This is a genomic window from Chitinophaga sp., from assembly GCF_036569185.1.
Classification (GTDB): Bacteria; Bacteroidota; Bacteroidia; order Chitinophagales; family Chitinophagaceae; genus Chitinophaga.
On the sequence record NZ_DATCRD010000407.1, the window covers coordinates 21,998 to 41,314 of the forward strand.

Sequence of the window (19,317 nt, forward strand, 5' to 3'; positions counted from 1 at the left end):
ATATCACTTCCTTTTATCTGCTATATCATTTCCCATCCTCCACTTTCTCCACAGGTTTTTCCTGCACCAGTACAAGATCGCTCAGCTTCACATTAATAGGGATATTACCGATTTTCACAATGGCGCGTTTGTCGCGTATCTCCAGCACCTTGCCTACCTGCCGGTTGGTCACAATCTTCACCTGCATTCCTACTTCTATCTGGCCCTTGATCTCCTCAAATTTCTCCTGTACTTTTTTATTGAGATGTTCGGTGTGTTGCTTCTCCCTGCGGCGGAACAACAGGATCTCTGCCTGCTTCATTACTTTTTCCTTATCGTCGGCGCGTTTCCACTCAATCACAATCTGCTTCAGCTTACGCTCCATATCTTTCAGGTACTGCAGGTCATCTTCCTTGATCTGGTTCTGTAATTTCAGCAAAGTATACTGCTGCTGCTTACGTTCCTTATCTGCCAGGATCTCATACTCTTTTTTCAAACGCTCATTTTCCTTCAGTAATTTCTGTAGCTCTTTCTCTTTCTGTTCTATTTTCTGCAGATCCTGTTCGGCTTTGTTCAACAGTTTATCCAGCTGGAAATGCCCTTCATCCACCAGTTTCTTGGCCCGCGCAATGAGCGAGGGATGCAAACCGATCCTCTCCGCAATGGAGAACGTATAGGAACTGCCGGGTTTACCCACCATCAGTTTATACATAGGCATCAGGGTTTGCTCGTCAAAGCCCATAGCCCCGTTAACGATCCCTTTCACCTTGTTGGCCATTACCTTCAGGTTCAGATAGTGCGTGGTAACCACGCCATACGCATGCTTCTTCGCCAGTTCCTCCATGATCACCTCTGCAAACGCGCCGCCCAGGTTGGGATCTGATCCGCTTCCCAGCTCGTCTATAAAGAACAGCGTTCTGCCATTGGCGTTTTCCATGAAGTATTTCATGTTCTTGAGATGGGAACTGTAGGTGCTCAGCTCAAATTCGAGCGACTGCGTATCCCCAATATGGATCATCAGCTGTTTAAAGATGCCGATCTGCGACGATGGGTGCACCGGTACCAGCAGGCCCGACTGCAGCATCAGCTGGATAAGCCCTATGGTTTTCAGGGTCACCGTTTTACCACCAGCGTTAGGCCCGCTGATCACCAGGATATGCGCGTCTTTATCCAGGTTAATGCTCACCGGGATGGTAGGCTTCTGGTTCTTCCTGTTATAAAGCAGCAGCAACGGGTGGTAAGCCTGCACCAGGTTGAGCTGCGAATGCGGCACCAGCATGGGGTAATTGGCGTCCATATCCAGCGCCAGTTTGGCTTTTCCCCGGATAAAATCGAAGGTGCCCAGTATTTCATGATAGCCGTTCAGCAGGAAGGAAAACCCGCTTAATGCGGCCGTCATGGCTTTAAGGATACGGTATACCTCGCGGCCCTCCTCCCTTTCGAGCGATTGTATATCATTATTAAGCTCGATGGTTTCTTCCGGTTCCAGGAAAGACGTTTTACGGGTATCCGATTCCCCGTGAATGATCCCCTTTACCATGCGCTTATTTTCCGCATAAATGGCCACTACCCTGCGCCCGTTGAGGAAAGCCTCCTCCTGGTCGGCCAGGTAGTTGAGTTTCTGCAGCTTCTGCAGGATGCGGTCGAACACACGGCGTAATTCCGTGCGCTTGCGGTACAGCGAAATACGGATGCGGGCCAGTTCCTGGGAGGCGTTATCCCTTACCTGCCCGGTTTCATCCAGTACCTCGTCGATGGTGGCAGTGATCTTTTTTTCGTAATGGGTTTCTTTGATCACTTCATACAACGCCGGGTACTGGGTACGGTGGTCGTGATCAAAAAAACGGACAATGCTATGCATGCTTTCTGCCAGTTTACGCAGCAGCATGGCCTGTTCCCCGGTAAGTACCGCACCGTCGATCGACAACAGGCGCAGCTCCCTTTTGAGGTTCAGTATAAAATCGTTCGGAAAGTTTTCCTGTAACAGGGTGAGCTGTTTATATTCATGTGCCTGTTGCAGGGCTGTTTTTACGTAATCTATATGCGTGTGCAGGCGGAGGGCTGCGGCCATTTCCTTGCCCAGCTCTGTTTTGCAATGCTCTTGCAGCAAAGCCTGTACTTTGTCGAATTCCAACTGCATCAACGCAGATTCAGGAAAATATTTCAAGTGTTATTTATTTAAAGTAAAAAGGCACCAACAACCGGGTATTGTTCGTGTCTGCGTAAAAGGTTTACGTTCATATGCGCGCAAAGGCGCTGCCAATATAGTGGCGGAGAAAGCTGATCCGGGAAAATTAATTAATTCTTGTTCATCTTTATTGTCATTATGCTATCAAACGTTATCCGGCAATTCCGGCTTACTATCGGTTCCTGCTGCTGCTGACGTATGCTTTTGGACGGTTTCCGGGGCGCTCCTGAGTACCCGGAAACTGCAAAAGAATGTTAAAGTTACTTAACTTGTCCGTCTCCTCCATCATATATTACGTAAATTATAAAAAGGAAAGGCGTTTTAATGGTGCCCGGAATAGCTGCAACGCCTTAACAGCACCGGCTCCGGACATATAAAAAAAAGCTGCATCTTTGAAATATTATTTTTATGAGAAAGTATTCAATATTCATTTGCCTGATCGCCCTGGCGTTTTCCGCCTGCGCCCAGCAAAAAAAAGACAAAGTGCCAGGAGATATGGAAGTAACCAACAATGAAAAAACAGCCACTGCTACCTTTGGAGGCGGCTGCTTCTGGTGTACAGAAGCCCAGTTCCAGTACCTCGACGGAGTAATTAAAGTACAATCCGGCTACGCGGGGGGCAATGTGCCCAATCCTACCTACGAACAGGTATGCACCGGTACCACCGGCCATGCGGAAGTGATCCGGGTTACTTACGATCCGGCTAAAATCAGTTACGAGGAGCTGCTACAGGCCTTCTGGCTGAGCCACGACCCTACCCAGCTGAACAGGCAGGGCAACGATGTGGGTACCCAGTACCGCAGCGTGATCTTCTATAATAGTGAGGACCAGAAAGAGAAAGCGGAGTTTTACAAGAAGAAATTGCAGGAATCCGGGGCATACGACAAGCCCATTGTAACGGAAATTGCGCCGCTTACCACCTTTTACGAGGCGGAAGACTATCACCAGAACTACTATAACCAGAACGGGTCCCAGCCGTATTGCACCTTTGTGATCAAGCCCAAACTGGAAAAGTTCAAAAAAGCGTTTGCCGGGCATCTGAAAAAACAGCCCTGAGGAGGCTTAGTACGAAGACACTCCCGGGCTACAGTATAGATACTCCCTGTTTCCGCCGTATATTCTCCCTATATACGCCGTATCCGAGCAGTATTTAAGCCGTATCTATTAAATATGGCGTATTTACGGCTTATCATATTCTGTCACCCGGGAATAATCTTCCTGCTACTGCCTTATGGTTATAGCTGAAACCTGAAAAACTTTTATTAACTTATGCAGCAGTTATAAAAAGTTCCACCATTAATGAGCACTGTACAAGTATGTCCCTGGTGTGGGAGCACGGATATAATCCGTACCATACCGGAAAAGGACCCTTTTAACGTACTGGTTATCTGCCAGAGCTGTCAAAAGGTAGTTATCGACGAAACATCCCCGGAGAAACGGAAAAATTCAGCTACTAAACGCACTATAGAAGAAAAGGCTATACAACTGAGCCTGCATTCCGGGAAATTACACGCCATTAAATACTACCTGACAGAAATGAATAAGCTCCCGGACACCAATATTGGCCTCCTGGAAGCCAAAGAGGCCGTGGAAGCCCTGATTGGCGCCCGTGGCGTGGCCAGCGCCGTTAAACAACCCAGCCGGAATGGTTGCGTGATCGCCCTTATTATACTGGTGCTCATCATTGCCAGCGTCGTTTATTTCTATACCCACAGATAAATTTTTCCGTTCCCTCCTATTATTGTACTTTTGTACTGTAATAAAGTAAATTACAGAATGAACAACGGTAGATTTCCCATATCACTGCATATTCTCACGCTGCTGGCCAGCGCAGAGGGGGAACTTCTATCGTCCGACTATATTGCCGGCAGCATTAACATTAACCCGGTACTGGTACGGAAGGAAATCAGCAACCTCCGTAACCACGGGCTTATAGAAAGCAAGGAAGGCAAAAACGGCGGCGCCACCCTCGCCAAACCAGCCGAAAAGATCCGGCTCTCGGAGGTGTATCACGCCGTGCAACAGGCATCACTGCTGGGAAACAGTAAAAACAAACCTAACCCCGATTGCCCTGTAGGGAAACAGATTAACCAGCATCTGGACCACCTCTACCAGGAAATTGAGGGGGCCCTGCTGCATAAACTGGAAAAAATGAGCCTGGCCGACTTCTTACGCCAGTTCGCATAAATTTTATCATCAAAGGCATCGCTGCCACCTGGAGGAATAGCATGCAACTCAACGATCTCAAAAACATTACCGGCGAATTTAAAAACAGCGCCCGCATGCCCGTAATGTTCATCGGGCACGGCAATCCCATGAATGGTATCATGGACAATCCCTTTACGCGGGCACTCGGGAGTATGGGACAGGACCTGCCTCAAAAACCCAGCGCCATTCTCGTAATATCCGCCCACTGGCTTACCAAAGGAACTCATGTACTGGTAGCGCCCCAACCGGAAACCATTCACGACTTTGGCGGGTTCCCGGAGGCGCTATACGCTGTACAGTACCCCGCCCCCGGCGCACCGGAACTGGCCCGGGCAACCAAACAACTCATCACTTCCACCAATGTGATAGAAGATGATCACTGGGGCCTGGACCACGGTTCATGGACAGTGCTCAAACATATGTATCCCCTGGCGGATATTCCTGTATTCCAGCTAAGCATCGACTACCACCAGCCACCGGAATATCACTTTAAACTGGCGGCAGAACTGAAAACGTTACGGGATAAAGGCGTGCTGATTATGGGGAGCGGCAATATTGTGCATAATCTCCGGCAGGTACTGTTTACTGATAATGCCAAACCGTTCGACTGGGCCATTTCCTTCGATCAAACCGTGAAACATAAACTGGAACAGGGCGCATTTGCCGACCTGGTGAACTATCATCACCTGGGCAGGGAAGCGGAACTATCGGTTCCTACCAACGATCACTATCTCCCCATGATCTATACCCTGGGACTGGTCGATAAAAACGAGGAAATAAAATTTACTTACGAAGAAATACAAAACGGCAGTATCAGCATGCGATGTTTTAAAACTGCTTAAATGATACAAGGGTAAAGTGAAAGCTTAGGAAATCGCTGAAACAATAAGCCTTCAACAGGTACCCGAACCAACCAGGGCAGCGCAATATTTTTTGCACTGCCCTTTTTTATTCAGCCCTTAAACTCTTCACAGGATTGGCCAGCGCAGCCTTCACCGCATGGAAACTCACAGTGGCCAGCGCTATTACTACCACCGCGCTTCCGGTAAGCACAAACACCCAGATGCTGATGCCCGCATGGTAAGCAAAGTTATTCAGCCACCGGTCCATGATCCACCAGGTAACAGGGAAAGCTACCACCGCAGCAATCAACAGCAACTGCAGGAAATCTTTTGATAATAACTTCACAATGTTCCCCGTAGTAGCGCCCAGCGTTTTGCGCACACCTATTTCCTTTGTCCGTTGCACAGCGGTGAAAGCGGCCAGGCCAAAGAGCCCCAGGCAGGCAATGAACAATGCCAGTACAGCGAACAACATAAATATGGTTTCCTGTTTTTGCTCGCCTGCATACTGTTTCGCAAAATTCTGGTCTATGAAGCTGTAATCGAACTGGTGCCCCGGATCAAAAGAATGAAATACCTTTTCAATATAGGCAACCGTAGCGGGAATATCTGTTTTGCTCACTTTCACGTATATATTATCTTCCATGCTGGTAAAGGGCGGCATTTCCAGTACCAGCGGCGCTATTTTGTGCTGCAGGGAATAAATGTGGAAGTCCTTCATAACGCCTATGACTACACGCTCAGCACGGTTTCCCTCCTGGTCTATTTTGAATTGTACCCGTTTCCCGATAGGATCAGTCCAGTTCAGTGTTTTTGCCAGGGTTTCATTGATCAGCACTGCATGATGCATATCCGACTCTCCGGTATCCGAAAAATTTCGGCCGCTTTTCAGCGTAATGCCCAGTGTTTTCAGGTAATCCGCATCTACCATATAGTTTTGTGCAATAACTGAAGCATCCGAAATACTACCGTTCTGCTCAAAGAAAAAGCCATGGCCGCCAATATTATTCCGGCCAATAGGGTTGCTGGCCGCAGCCACCTGCTGTACCTGCGGATTGCGCAACAACTGCTCTTTCAGTACCGGGATCTTATTCCGCATTTGCTGGTCCGGTAAATGGAAAGACAATACCTGGTCTTTATTGAAGCCAAGATTCTTATGCATCATGTACTGCAGCTGGTCGTATGCTATCATGGTACTGCCTGTTAGAATGATAGCTATCACAAACTGGAAAGTAACCAGTCCTTTACGGAAACCTACATGACCGCTATTTCCCAGCTTGCCTTTCAGTGAGTTGATCACTTTAAAACCAGACATAAATACCGCCGGGTAAACACCCGCCAGCAATCCCGTAAGTAAAGCCAGCAATAGCATCACCGCAATCGTTCTTAATACGCCGAACTGCCACAGCTGCACCTGCGATCCGGTAAAACCATTGAACCAGGGCAGTAACAAGGCTACCAGTCCCATTGCGGTAAGCGCTGCAAAAAAAGTAAGCAGCATGGATTCTGTCAGGAACAGGCGCGCAATTTCCTCCCTGCCGGATCCCATACTTTTCCGTACGCCTACTTCCCGTATACGTGCGCTGGCACGGGCCGTGGCAAGGTTCATATAGTTGATGCAGGCAATCAGTAATGTTAGTAAACCAATGCAAAGAAAAATATAGATGTACAGGATATTTCCGTTGGCCGATATTTCATAATCAAGATGCGAATGGAGATGAATATCTTTTACTGGTTGCAATTCCATTTTATAGGTCACTTCTCCCATGCGTGGTTTCAGGTATCGCTCAAAAAACGCCGGCAGTTTGCTTTCCAGCGCTTTGGCATCAGCCCCGTCCTGTAGTAACAGGTAAGTATATACGTCGAAATTCTGCCAGCCATTGGCATTGTAATCACGCGGCATTACCCGCAGCCCGCTGAAAGAAAAATGCGAGTTCGACGGAACATCTTCCATCACAGCGCTAACTGTGTAAGCGGTACTGTCTTCCGTAAGAATGGTTTTCCCTACCGCTTCTTCGGGGCTGCCAATAAGTTTTTTGGCGAGACTACGTGTGAGCACCAGCGAATTGGGCTGTGCCAGCGCAATAGCAGCATCTCCTGCCGCCATCGGGAAATTGAACACTTCGAAAAAGGTACTGTCTACAAAAAACATATCCCCTACTTCCAGTTTCTTTTGCCCGTATTTCAATGCAGCGCCACCGTCTGTTTCCACCCTGGTGATCTGTTCTATTTCAGGATAATCTTTCTTTAATACTGCGGCGAAGGGGGCAGAGGTAGAGGCCAGGTGGAGGTTTCCGCCCGACCATGTGGCATGGTTAACGGCCCTGTATATACGATTTGCCTGCGGGTAAAAATTATCATAACTGGTTTCCCGCTGTACATAAAGAAGGAGCAGCCAGCAAGCGGCCATACCTATAGAAAGCCCGGCTATATTGATCAGGGAATAATATTTAAACCTTACCAGGTTACGCCATGCTATCAGGAGATGATTTCGAAACATCGGGAGAAATTTTTAAGTTGATGACTATCTCACACTTTCTCTTCTCCACACCTGGAAAGCAAAAACATGCCATCCCATGCCTATACTCTATACCAGCGCCAAACACATATCAACATATTACATATGTCCGGTTTCAGTACATTGCCTGTACGATATCACGCCTTCAGCAGGTCTCCTTCCTGCTGCACCAGGTTATTGGCAATACTGATATCAATAGCTTTAAGGATCTCTTCTTTCATTTCTTCGGTAACGCGGCTGTAGCCAAACATTTTGGCAATGAAAGGCACTGCGTCTTCCCGTTGAATAGCTACAGCATCTTTCACCACTTTTTCCAGTGCTACGCCTATTTCTTCCACCGCAATGTAGCTGATCTTCCTGGCGGAAGCCGGTAACTGGCTGCGGTTCCTCACTACCGGTGTTGGCAGCGAAGTATGCCAGAGGAACTGACCTTTGATCTTTATCCGCTTGCCGGCATCGGAATGCCGCACTGCATGACGCAATATTTCCCGGATACGGGGACCTACCCTGGTAATGCCCGCCGCTTCTACCATACGACGTGCCAGCTCATCAAAATGAACCGGGCTCTCCACAGTAACTACCTGTTCTATCCAGTTACATAATTTGCCAATCGGTGAAAGATGGAATTCCTGTTCCCTGATTTCATCGGGCAGCACGGCCATTTCATACTCCGGCACTTCTTCTTCTGTTTCGGGCACTGCTTCCCTGGTTATTATTTCTGCTGCTTCCTTTTCTACATCTGCAGCCACCTGGTCGTCGATAGCCACCGCCGCTTTTGCTTTTTCGATAGCTCCCACCAAACGGTTCAGCTCCCGCTCCGGATTGCGGAACCAGTCGGTGCTCCACACCCGGTGGATCTTCCAGCCGATGGCTTCCAGCACCTGCTGCCGCAAACGGTCACGGTCGCGGGCAGAACGCGCAGAATGATAAGCCGCACCATCACATTCTATCCCCAATATATAACGGCCCGGGTTTTCCGCATCAACAATAGCCAGGTCAATATAAAATCCTTTTGATCCTACCTGTTTGCGAACGGTATAACCGAGCGCCTCCAGCTTTGCCGCTACGTTTTCTTCAAAAGGGCTCTCAGCCGGAAGCCCTGTTTCCGCTGTCATATAAAGTTTTCCGTGCTGCGCGAAATACAGGAAGTTCTTCAACGATTGTATGCCATAACTTTTTGTTCTGTTCATATCAATATCATCGGCGGTGATATTGGTGAATACTTCACACCGCATTTTCGCTCGGGTGATCAATACGTTGAGCCTTCTTTCGCCGCCTTCATTATTCAGCGGACCGAAAGACATAGCCACATAACCTTCCTCCGTACGTCCGTAACCGATAGAGATAAAGATCACATCCCTTTCATCTCCCTGTACGTTTTCCAGGTTCTTTACAAAGAAAGGCTCATCCTGGTGCGCCATGAAATATGATTCCAGTTCCGGCGATTTACGGCGCCGGGATTCCAGCGCATCGCTGATCGCCTGCCGTTGTGAAGTACTGAATGCTACTACTCCTAAACTCAACCCCGGATGTTTACGCGCATGCTCCATTACCGCATCCGCAACAATCTCCGCTTCCTTTGGATTGGTGCGGGTTTTACCACGGTCATATGCTGTATCTTTCAGGTGATGAAATACCAGCCCTTTTCTTTCTTTATCACCGGGGCTGGGGAAGATGACCAGTTTATTTTCATAAAATTCATGATTCGATAAAGTGATCAGCGATTCATGCCGGCTCCTGTAATGCCAGCGCAGCATACGTTGCGGCGCGCCCTGTGCATCACATAGTCCCAGTATGCTCTGCATATCTGCCGTTACATTTTCTTCATCATCAGTTTCACGGGTAAGCGAATCGAAGAAACTGGTAGGAGGCAACTGTTTATTATCTCCCACAACCACCAGCTGCCGGCCCCTCAAAATAGCTCCCAAAGCCTCTACAGGCTTCACCTGGCTGGCTTCGTCAAAAATAACAAGATCAAACTCCAGTGTAGCGGGTGGTATGAAGTTGGCGATAGATAATGGGCTCATCATAAACACCGGCTTAATGGCCTGTATGGCCAGTCCGGCTTCCTGCATCAGTTTGCGGATAGGCATATGCCGTGCCTTTTTATTAAACTCTGTACGCAGGATATTTACCTGTCCGCCTGCTTCCATGCGGGGCATTTGTTCCCAATGCTGTAAAGCAGCGCGGGCGCGGTTATACTGGAGATTCAATACATCCAGTTTCCGGAATTGCTCCACTATTTCCTCATGGCTTGCCCGTTCAAACTTACGAAGCGCCGGTTGCGATTTCACTGCTGTTTCGACCAGGTATTCATACCATGTTTTCTCCAGGGCCGTTCTCAGTAACCTGGCCCCTCCTTCCCAGTCCTGTACCGGTGAAATCAGGCATCCCAGCTGTTCCTGTATAGCCGTTTCCGTTATATTGTTCCATGCAATAAGATGGTGTATCTCCGGCAGTTTATCTGTCCATGTTTGCAGTTGCCATTGCTGCGCATCCAGCAACACCGGGAACTGTGTGGCCGGCATCTCCAGCCGGTCAAGCACAGCGCTGTTGCGTTGCTGCTGTTCCTGTAACTGTTGGGTGAGCTGTTGCTGGTCCGTAACCGCTTCGGCTGCGTTGCGGTTGTTCTGCAGCCATGCTATCACCTGCGGGGGGCAGGTACCTGCTGAAACGCGTGTATGCAGCTCCGTTATATAACCGGCAACTTCCTGCAATGCGGGCCAATTGGTATGCGATTTCTGCCATCTGCTGCCAAACAGCTCGCGGCCCAGGGCAGCATGTTCTTTCAGTAATGCATCCTGGCGCCTGAACTCCATGATCGCGTCTACATACTGCAGTTTATCTTCCTTGTCGCGCGGCAGCTCCTGTTTACATAAAGCCGCCAGCTGCCGGTTACTTCTTTTGTAAGCGCCTATGAGGAATTTGTACCACTTATGACCATGCGCCAGCAGGTTTTCCCGGATCTCCATTACGTTTTGCTCCCAGGCTTCAGGAATAAAGGTCTCCTGGTACTGGTCCTGCACCGCAGTAGCCGCCATACCTGCAGCCAGCCATTCGGTGATGTCCTGTTTTTGCTGCAGCCATGCTTTACTGGCAACATCTATATCGTGGAGATCTGGTTGGTTTGCCAGCACCGAGCAAACATCAATAAGTGCATGTATAGCAGTAATATCTTTGGGAGATGGAATACTCATCTTCCCGGCGATAGCGGAAGCAGTTTGCATCAATGCCTCCTGCGCCGTTAACGCCTCTTTGAGTAATTGCGCAAACGCAGTTTGCTCATGCGGTAATAATACCGTAAGCCGGCTGCCACGGAAGGCAAGGTTGGCCGGTACGCCGGTTTCCTGCAAACATGCCTGTATCCGCAATGCCATGGCGGTGGCCTTGTTCATAGCCGCGGCATCCCATTGTGCAATGTCCGGTATTTGTATAGCGGGTATTGTAATGCCGGCGGTTTCTTCGTTTAACCGTAACAGGTAGCCTATTACCTGGTGCGCGGTTAAACCGCTTTTTTCTACAGCTCCGTTTATAGCAAGACAATAATCGTTCAGTTCTTTCCTGTAATTATCCAGGAGCAGCACTTCTTCCTGTAACTTGCGGATAGACGGGCGCCCCAGCTCCAGCACTTTTCGCAGTTCCTGGTGCAGTTCTTTTTTATTGGCTTTATGACTATGCAGCTCCAGACAGGCTTCTCCCAGTTGTATATTATCCAGCCGGCGTTTCACCACTTCCAGCGCCGCCATTTTCTCCGCTACAAACAACACTTTTTTTCCGCGCCCGATGGCATCGGCAATAATGTTGGTTATGGTTTGTGATTTGCCTGTTCCGGGAGGTCCCTGTATCACCAGGTTACGGCCTTCCTGCACGCTGAGCATCGCCATGATCTGGGAGCTGTCGGCGTCCACTACCTGGAACAGTTCATGCGCATTGGTGTCGTTGTCAATGAACACATCGTCTGCCAACTGAGGCGTAGTATCCGAAAATCCGCCGCCAAAAAGGCTTTGAATAACCGGATGTGTAAGTATGTCATCTTCCTGCCGCCATTTGGAGACGTCCAGGTCGTTATAGATCAGGAATTTACCAAAGGAGAAAAAGCCCAGCTCTACTGCATCCGGGGCTACTTTCCATCCGGGAATGTGCTCCACTGCCGCGGCTACTTCCGCCAGGTAGGCGTTCACGTCAAAGTCTTCTGTATCCGGCAGATCCGGGATATCAATATTAAAATCCGCCTTCATTTTCGCCTGGAGAGAAATGTTGGCGCCTACTTCTTCCAGGGAGTATTTCAACCGGAAACGCTCCCTGGCACTGGAACGGTCCAGCAGCACCGGCACCATGATCAGCGGTGCAAAGCGCGCTTCCTCACTGCCGGGAGCCTCATACCATTGCAGCATGCCCAGTGCAATATAAAGGATATTGACCCCTTGCTCTTCCATGCTCATCCGTGCAGCATAATAGGTATTCAGCAGCCGGGAATGCAGGGTTACCTGGGTTTCGTTGGTTTGTAAACGGGTATCGGTGAACGCGTCTTTGGATACCGGCTCATTATACTGTACTGTTTCCTCTTCCTGCTTCTTTTCCGGGCGGCCGAGAAACGACATGGTTTTACCTTCCCGCACCAGTATGTCATAAATGGCAGCAGATTGTTCTTCTACAATATGTAAACCTTTGCCGGCTGGCAACTTGTAATTCAACAATGGATTCCTGAGGCCCAAATCCAGTAATTCCTTCCGGGAGGATTCCAGCCTGGTTAATATGGATGCGATCATAATTGGCAAAATAAAGCGCTACAAATATAATTTTAATAAACGGTGAAGAAGGAGAAGAAGTATACAAACGGGGAAAATCCCGCTTTCCGGGGTAGGCGTTACCGTGAAGGCGCCTGCCTGCATGTAATTATATACCTATATTTGTGGCCTGAAACCAAACCCCGTTCTGCGGTGCAGAACATATACCCATATGAATACAAGATCTATTATTTCACTCTCCACTTTTGTTCTTTTAGTGTTTACCGGCCTGGTTATACTTGGATTATGGGGCTGCCCTAAATACAAAGTGTATTCCCAGCGCATGGAAGGGGAAGCGCTGCTGGCGCATGCACAGGCGTCTAAAGAAGTAGCCGTGGCGGAAGCCCGCGCCAAAATGGAAAGCGCTACTATGCTGGCCGCTGCAGATACCATCCGCGCGCATGGCGTGGCCCGTTCCAACCAGATCATCGGCGAATCGCTGCGCAACAATGAAGCCTACCTGCACTGGCTGTGGATCGATAACATCGAGAAAAATCCGCAGGCAGTGATCTATGTGCCAACGGAAGCGAATCTGCCTATACTGGAAGCGGGGAGAAGGCCATGGCTGAAGGATACGGCGAGGTAATTTTTTTTAGGAGCAAGGACCAGGAAAATCCTGGTCTTTTGTTTTAAGCGTTTCTTGTTTACAACACACAGCAGGGATGAATTTATTTCGATGCCTGCTTTTTTCTACTGGTAAATAGCAGGTGCATCACAATTAGATTTATATTGCGATCTATCTAAAAAACCAGAGATGAATCTTGACAGATATGATTGTTTCACAGATCCAACATTTGCCAGTTTCTCTTTTGATAGTGTTGGCCCCAATGGAACGATAAAAAAAATTGTTAACTACCAGCCAATCCCTGATGCGGTATGGCCTGACGGAAGGCAGGTTGTTAATCTGGGATTTGGGGATTGGAACGAGGAAGAACAAAAAGTTGACGATTCAACCGCCTCCAATAATCAGGATAGAGATAAAATTCTTGCAACAGTAGCGTGTACAATAATCTCTTACTGCGAGGAGTATGGAAATTTACCGATCTTTGCTCAGGGAAGTTCTCCTGCCAGAACCAGGCTTTATCAAATGGGAATTAACGCTCACCTCAGCGAAGTTGAAAAATTGTTTGTTATATATGGGCTGTTCAATGGTTCATGGAAAAAATTTGAGCCAGGCTTAAATTATGACGCATTTCTGGTTATTAAAAAATAATGCTAACTTCACATAAGTTAAAATGGAGATTTTTTATGTTTTCTAAGTTTATAAAGAAGAAAAAGGAAAAAGCTCTCAAAGGGGGAAATGCTAAGGTTCAAAAGTCAATGAAGGACTATAGCAAGGAGGATTTTTTTGTAAAAAAAGTAGAAACAGCTAAAGAAGTGTTAGGTAAATGGGGCCTCCCTAAAGATTTACCTGCTAATAAATAATAATTAAACTTGTAAAATAAATGAGGGTATTTCGATATGAGATACCCTCATTTGTTTTAATACAAGTACAAATTGCTTCTACTGCAACAGATAATAACGGAGGAAATTGAAAAAATGTATCGTCTGAGCAGAAGTAAAATATCAAGCTGCAATTGAAATGATTCACTGATTATACCATAGAAACTTTCACAGGAACAATGGATCATCAAGCGTATGAGCCGTGATCATAAACCCTTTCAAATTCTCTTCAGACTTATGATGATTTTGGCTTGGAACTAAGCTGATTCCGACAAGCATATCAATTTCAGGAAACAAAAAAAGGAAAACCGCTTCCGCAATTTTCCTCTTCTTTTCGTGTCCCGGATTGGATTCGAACCAATGGCCTACTGCTTAGAAGGCAGTTGCTCTATCCAGCTGAGCTACCGAGACTTATCTTCAAAATGTGAAATAAAATGTTATATTTATCTCGCATTTTGGGAGTGCAAATTTATGTAAAAAACTCCCAATAAATCAAATTTAATTTATTTTTCTTTAAATATCAGTATGGACGTACAAATAGAATCTAGCTGGAAGGAAGCGCTGAAAGATGAATTTCATAAGTCTTATTTCGATCAGATCGTAATGTTTCTTAAACATGAAAAAGCACTGGGTAAAGTGATCTATCCCCCCGGCAACCTGATCTTTAATGCTTTTGAAAAAACACCAATAGACAAAGTAAAAGTAGTGATACTCGGCCAGGATCCTTACCACGGTGCAGGACAGGCGCATGGGCTCAGTTTTTCTGTGCCTGATGGCGTGAAACCACCTCCCTCACTGGTGAATATTTACAAGGAAATGAAAACAGACCTCGGCCTGGAAATACCCAACAGCGGTAATCTTACCAAATGGGCGGAAAATGGTGTAATGTTGCTGAACGCCTTTCTTACCGTAAGAGCAGGAGAGCCCGCCTCTCACAGCAAAATAGGTTGGGGCGATTTTACAGATGCTGTGATCCGCAAAATTTCCGATCAGCGCAGTGATGTAGTATTTCTCCTCTGGGGCCGCTTCGCACAGGATAAACAATACCTGATAGACGCAACAAAACATCATATACTGCAGGCTGCACACCCCTCTCCTTTCAGCGCAGATAAAGGCTTTTTTGGATGCAGACATTTTTCACGGACCAATGAAATACTCACAAAGGCAGGCATAGCACCGGTAGACTGGAGACTATAAAAAAACACCCTATGTTTAAAAATATCTTCGGCAGAATATTCGCAGCATGGATGCTGGTGATGTTTGCGCTCACGATGCTGGTCATATTCATTCCCGTTTGGATCATCTCTTATACGCCGGAGCCACGGAGAACCAGAGGTTTTCTCTTCTTCGGAAGATTATGGATGAAGGTATACATGCCGCTGATCGGCTGCCCTGTACGAAAAAAAGGACTGGAATATTTTGCGCCCGGACAAACCTATGTGGTAGTTTGTAATCACAATTCACTGATCGATGTTCCGGTCACTTCAGCAGAAATTCCCGGCGTCAATAAAACACTTGCAAAAGCGTCACTCGCTAAAGTACCCCTGTTTGGTGTACTGTACCGCATAGGTGGTATCCTGGTAGACCGCAGCAGTGAAGCCAGCCGCAAACAAAGCGTGGTGGAAATGAAAAATGCGCTCAGCCTGGGTATACATATATTGCTATACCCTGAAGGCACGCGTAACCGCACGGATCAGCCCTTAAAGAACTTCTACGACGGCGCCTTTGCACTGGCTATCGACACACAAACACCACTGATGCCATCACTGCTCTTTCACACCAAAAAAATATTACCTGTAGGAAAGAAATTTTTTGCATGGCCGCATCGTATCGATTATCATTTCCTGCCTCCGCTGCAAACCACCGGGATGACAAGAGACGATATTCCCGCTTTCAAAGAAAAAGTATTCCGCCTGATGTGGGATTATTACGAAAGCAACAACCTGAAATAATAACAACGAAAACGGGGATAGCCAATGGCCATCCCCGTTTTCGTTAAAGATCCTGGAACTGTCTCGATCGGTTTATCCGCAGGTCACGCAAAATACCCGCCTTCGGGTTAATGGTAATGCTAAACTGCCGGAACGTACCAAATGGAATAAGGTTAATGGACATCTGCCAGCAGTGCAGGTCCCGCGAGATATACATATTCGTATAGGCGATCTGCATATTGGTGAAATCAAAACCACTGTTTAACCCTATCTTCCATTTAGGCGTAAGACTAAAGTCGCCATTAAAACTTACATATTGGGTGATACGCCTTACCACACCGCCGGAATCGGGAATAATAGTGTTGGTATAAGATAAGCTATAGGAAAGATCCACCCGCCACGGAATGTCAAAATCCACGTATTCGCCGGGGTTGTTGCGCACCATTTGCAGTTGCCGCTGCTGTGCCGCAAAAGCAGCATCCGCACTCTGCGCATTTTCCAGGGAATCGATCTTCTGTTCCTTCTGCTGGCTCTTTTTATCCTTCGACTGGAACGAAGTGCTCATGGAAATGCTGGCGTTGGTTAAACGGCCCAGGCTGATCTTGCCCTGCTGCCATACATATTTATCGAGGCGGCGACCGCGGGCATCCACCTGGTAGGGATCTATGTTTCCGCTGGCGGAGATATTCAGTTTATCGAACAGGTTGGTACGGGCGTACAAGCTGAACGTCGATAATTTAAAGGAGTCGGCTACCAGGTTGTAACTGCCATTGATCCCGAAACCATCCAACAGCTTTATTTTCTTTTCGTGGTTCCCGGTGGTATCTTTTTTCGAGAATACCTTCATCTCCAGGTTATTGTCCAGCCCAAAATTCAAACCCCCAAACGCCCCGGGAGAAGGCACCCCGATGATGGCTCCGTCAAAATCGGATACCATTTGTTTGTCGCCCGCACTGTTATACTGCAGCTCGTGATAATACTTGCTGGAGAGGTCCGGGCGATAACTGGCGCTCAGCGTAGGGCGCATCACGTGGCGGATAGCTTTGATCTTGGAAGTTTTTTTGAAGGTATACATACCGTAAATAGCGGTAGACAATGACATGCTGGCGCTGATGTCGCGGGCACTGTAAAAGCCGGGAACATAAGTGGTATCAATAGCACCTACGGTATCAAGCCCCGGATTCCACTTATTCGGGTCCCATTTACGCACAAATTTCTTCGTATACCAGTATTCTGTATAGTTAATGCCCGGGGATAAAGTAAAGGTTTTAAACACCGGGATGGAGAATGAGATCGGGATATTATGCTGCATACCCGTTTGCATAGCGTCAAACATGGCTTGCTTGCCAAACAGGGAATCCTTGAAATTAGCCTGGTTCCGCAGGATGGTGTTATAGGAAACGCCTATTTTTTCATACCATTTTGGAGCGCCTACCATTTCCTTTGGCTGGAAAGGATAAATGGTATTTACCGTGAAGGTCGCGTCCGGAAAGGAGATAGACACATCGCGGGTACTAAGGTTCTGGGAGTGGTTCAAACCCATGGTAAGGTTATAGGGTTTGCCCTGCCAGGTTTTGGAAAAGGTGATAGACGACCCGATATTATTATTTACACGGGTGTTATAGTCATACACGTTGTATTTGTTATAGGAAGATGTTCCGAAGTTCACTGCCGCACCAAAGTTCACACCGGGGCGGGCTTTACTGTCCATGCTATGGTTCCAGGTAACGCGGAAATCTTTGGAAGTGGCGAACTCCGATTTAACCGCCGGATCGCCGAAGCGGGTATTGGCAAAGCTCAGGTTAAGCCCGCCATTGTACTTATAGCGTTTCCGGTAAGTAGGACTGGCGGTAAGGCTCCAGCTACCATAGGAGTACACATCCCCGCGCATGGTAAGGTCAAAATGATCACCCAGGCCGATATAATAACCACCGTTTTCCAGGCCTATCCCCTTTTGCTGGTTTACCACATATTGTGGAGGCAGGATACCGGAACGCTGCCCCTGGGTAATGGGGAATATGGCAAAAGGAATATACAGCGGAGTAGGAATCCCTTCAATTTCCAGGTTAGCCGGCCCGGAGATGACCAGTTTATCGGGAATCACCTTTATTTTACGGGCTCTGAAGCTAAAATGGGGCGTATCCAGGTTACAGGTGGTATACCCGTTCTTAAAACCGAAAATGGTGTTATCTGCCGCTTTCTTGGTTTGCTGGCTGTGAATATAGCCTTCTCCGTACTGGGAGCGGGTATTATAGATCTTTGCTTTCTGGGAGGTAAAGTTGTACTTGAGGGTGTCCGATTCAAAGCTTTGTCCGCCGTCGTTCATTACCGGCCCCCCGAACAGCTTGCCGGCGGTATCTTTGGCGTTGGTGGCTTCAAGAATACCGGTTTCCTGGTCGAAATTCATTTTTTCGGCAGAAAGATCGATCGTTTTGTATTTTGTGTTAGCCGTGCCATATAAATAGAAGCGCTTATCAGGCACCATCAGGATAATGGAGTCTTTCGCCTTATAATTTACAGGGGCATCCAGCGTGTCTTTTGATATCTTTGGTACAAACAGGGTGTCTACGGTCGTTCCCCCGGTGGTATCCACTCCTTTGATAAATTGGGTGGAATCGGCGGAATCACGGGGAGCGGCAGCCGGTTTGGGTATTTTACCCGTATCTTTCCGGGTAGGCGCTGTGGTATCTGCCAAACTTTTGTTAAAATACGTACCAACTTGTGGCCTTCCACCCGCAACTGCATCTATAATAAAGGGAATGGCGATGAACATACCGGCAAAAACCAGGTATGTATGCCGAAAAAACTTTTTATAATTATTTTTGTAGCTAGCGTTCATGTGTTATGGCGGCAAACCTACAAGATTTTATACAATTTATTACAAATGGTAACTTGTATTGTTTGTAAGATAATATAATAAAAGCTGGCGGAAACTCGCGTGGAACAAGCGGATTATTAATTTAACAGATAAACTTATTTTTTTATTTTTTGTGAAAAACAGCACCCATTAAAATGAGAATCATGCGCTGGAACCGATTTTGGATTTTAGGACTGGGAACACTACTCACCTGTACCTTATTTATTCAGGCCAAAACAAATCCCGTTTCCGATAAACAGGACAAGCCTATACGAACGATTATAATTGATGCCGGCCACGGCGGTGAAGATCCCGGCGCCAAAGGCAGCTATTCTACTGAAAAACAGGTAACCCTTGAAGTAGCGCTGAAACTGGGAAAGATCCTTGAAGAAAATATGCCCGATGTAAAGGTAGTGTATACACGAAAAACAGACCGCTTCGACGATCCCCGTAAAAAAGCCCAGATTGCCAACGATAATAAAGGGGAACTTTTTGTATCCATCCACTGTAATTCTACCGGTAAAATCCGTAAAGTAACCGGTTATAAAACCGTTTACCATAAAA

At 47.3% G+C, this 19,317-nt stretch carries 14 protein-coding genes and 1 tRNA gene; 10 read left to right on the forward strand and 5 right to left on the reverse strand.

Annotated features, from left to right (window positions below; genetic code table 11):
* Nucleotides 1-25: 25 nt before the first annotated feature.
* Nucleotides 26-2,146, reverse strand: a complete 2,121-nt coding sequence (locus VIM72_RS30610) for an endonuclease MutS2 (RefSeq protein WP_332006597.1) — start codon at nt 2,144-2,146, stop codon at nt 26-28.
* A 429-nt stretch (nt 2,147-2,575) separates the two neighbouring features.
* Here VIM72_RS30610 and msrA point away from each other — a divergent pair, with 429 nt between their 5' ends.
* The 4 genes from msrA (at nt 2,576) to ygiD (ending at nt 5,217) form a co-directional block, all read left to right on the forward strand.
* A complete protein-coding gene (gene msrA / locus VIM72_RS30615; protein ID WP_332006598.1) occupies nt 2,576-3,223 on the forward strand; it encodes a peptide-methionine (S)-S-oxide reductase MsrA in 648 nt (215 codons plus the stop codon).
* Nucleotides 3,224-3,466: 243 nt separating this feature from the next.
* Entirely contained in the window at nt 3,467-3,886 is a 420-nt protein-coding gene (locus VIM72_RS30620) for a hypothetical protein (RefSeq protein ID WP_332006599.1), read from the forward strand.
* A 57-nt stretch (nt 3,887-3,943) separates the two neighbouring features.
* Nucleotides 3,944-4,354, forward strand: a complete 411-nt coding sequence (locus VIM72_RS30625; RefSeq protein ID WP_332006600.1) for an Rrf2 family transcriptional regulator — start codon at nt 3,944-3,946, stop codon at nt 4,352-4,354.
* Nucleotides 4,355-4,395: 41 nt separating this feature from the next.
* The gene (ygiD, locus tag VIM72_RS30630) at nt 4,396-5,217 is read left to right on the forward strand and encodes a 4,5-DOPA dioxygenase extradiol (protein WP_332006601.1); all 822 of its coding nucleotides are present in this window, start codon (nt 4,396-4,398) and stop codon (nt 5,215-5,217) included.
* 106 nt (nt 5,218-5,323) lie between these two features.
* On the opposite strand, the gene VIM72_RS30635 is transcribed toward ygiD, so the two are convergent.
* Nucleotides 5,324-7,717 (reverse strand): ABC transporter permease, encoded by a 2,394-nt coding sequence (locus VIM72_RS30635; protein ID WP_332006602.1) that lies wholly within the window; start codon nt 7,715-7,717, stop codon nt 5,324-5,326.
* Between the two features lie 155 nt (nt 7,718-7,872).
* Entirely contained in the window at nt 7,873-12,504 is a 4,632-nt protein-coding gene (locus VIM72_RS30640; protein ID WP_332006603.1) for a DUF3320 domain-containing protein, read from the reverse strand.
* A 190-nt stretch (nt 12,505-12,694) separates the two neighbouring features.
* Between VIM72_RS30640 and VIM72_RS30645 the strand changes: the two genes are divergently transcribed.
* From VIM72_RS30645 to VIM72_RS30655, 3 genes are all read left to right on the forward strand, one after another.
* The gene (locus VIM72_RS30645; RefSeq protein WP_332006604.1) at nt 12,695-13,108 is read left to right on the forward strand and encodes a hypothetical protein; all 414 of its coding nucleotides are present in this window, start codon (nt 12,695-12,697) and stop codon (nt 13,106-13,108) included.
* A 168-nt stretch (nt 13,109-13,276) separates the two neighbouring features.
* Complete coding sequence (locus tag VIM72_RS30650; protein WP_332006605.1) at nt 13,277-13,735, forward strand: DUF6934 family protein; 459 nt, start codon at nt 13,277-13,279, stop codon at nt 13,733-13,735.
* Between the two features lie 35 nt (nt 13,736-13,770).
* Nucleotides 13,771-13,947, forward strand: coding sequence for a hypothetical protein (locus VIM72_RS30655; protein WP_332006606.1), 177 nt, complete (start codon nt 13,771-13,773; stop codon nt 13,945-13,947).
* 355 nt (nt 13,948-14,302) lie between these two features.
* On the opposite strand, the gene VIM72_RS30660 is transcribed toward VIM72_RS30655, so the two are convergent.
* A tRNA-Arg gene (locus tag VIM72_RS30660) sits at nt 14,303-14,376 on the reverse strand.
* A 114-nt stretch (nt 14,377-14,490) separates the two neighbouring features.
* On the opposite strand from VIM72_RS30660, the gene ung reads away from it, so the two are divergent.
* Nucleotides 14,491-15,162, forward strand: coding sequence for a uracil-DNA glycosylase (ung, locus tag VIM72_RS30665; protein ID WP_332006607.1), 672 nt, complete (start codon nt 14,491-14,493; stop codon nt 15,160-15,162).
* A gap of 11 nt (nt 15,163-15,173) precedes the next feature.
* Nucleotides 15,174-15,917, forward strand: a complete 744-nt coding sequence (locus VIM72_RS30670) for a lysophospholipid acyltransferase family protein (protein WP_332006608.1) — start codon at nt 15,174-15,176, stop codon at nt 15,915-15,917.
* A gap of 43 nt (nt 15,918-15,960) precedes the next feature.
* On the opposite strand, the gene VIM72_RS30675 is transcribed toward VIM72_RS30670, so the two are convergent.
* On the reverse strand, nt 15,961-18,591 hold the full coding sequence (locus tag VIM72_RS30675) for a putative LPS assembly protein LptD (protein ID WP_332006609.1): 2,631 nt from the start codon (nt 18,589-18,591) through the stop codon (nt 15,961-15,963).
* A gap of 326 nt (nt 18,592-18,917) precedes the next feature.
* Here VIM72_RS30675 and VIM72_RS30680 point away from each other — a divergent pair.
* Nucleotides 18,918-19,317 (forward strand): N-acetylmuramoyl-L-alanine amidase (locus tag VIM72_RS30680; RefSeq protein WP_332006610.1); only part of this gene is annotated, 400 nt, incomplete at its 3' end.

Bases quoted from the DNA above. Each gene is read 5' to 3' on its own strand.
- msrA (WP_332006598.1), top strand. From the start codon at position 2,576: ATGAGAAAGTATTCAATATTCATTTGCCTGATCGCCCTGGCGTTTTCC.
- VIM72_RS30620 (WP_332006599.1), top strand. From the start codon at position 3,467: ATGAGCACTGTACAAGTATGTCCCTGGTGTGGGAGCACGGATATAATC.
- VIM72_RS30625 (WP_332006600.1), top strand. From the start codon at position 3,944: ATGAACAACGGTAGATTTCCCATATCACTGCATATTCTCACGCTGCTG.
- ygiD (WP_332006601.1), top strand. From the start codon at position 4,396: ATGCAACTCAACGATCTCAAAAACATTACCGGCGAATTTAAAAACAGC.
- VIM72_RS30635 (WP_332006602.1), bottom strand. From the start codon at position 7,717: ATGTTTCGAAATCATCTCCTGATAGCATGGCGTAACCTGGTAAGGTTT.
- VIM72_RS30640 (WP_332006603.1), bottom strand. From the start codon at position 12,504: ATGATCGCATCCATATTAACCAGGCTGGAATCCTCCCGGAAGGAATTA.
- VIM72_RS30645 (WP_332006604.1), top strand. From the start codon at position 12,695: ATGAATACAAGATCTATTATTTCACTCTCCACTTTTGTTCTTTTAGTG.
- VIM72_RS30650 (WP_332006605.1), top strand. From the start codon at position 13,277: ATGAATCTTGACAGATATGATTGTTTCACAGATCCAACATTTGCCAGT.
- VIM72_RS30655 (WP_332006606.1), top strand. From the start codon at position 13,771: ATGTTTTCTAAGTTTATAAAGAAGAAAAAGGAAAAAGCTCTCAAAGGG.
- ung (WP_332006607.1), top strand. From the start codon at position 14,491: ATGGACGTACAAATAGAATCTAGCTGGAAGGAAGCGCTGAAAGATGAA.
- VIM72_RS30670 (WP_332006608.1), top strand. From the start codon at position 15,174: ATGTTTAAAAATATCTTCGGCAGAATATTCGCAGCATGGATGCTGGTG.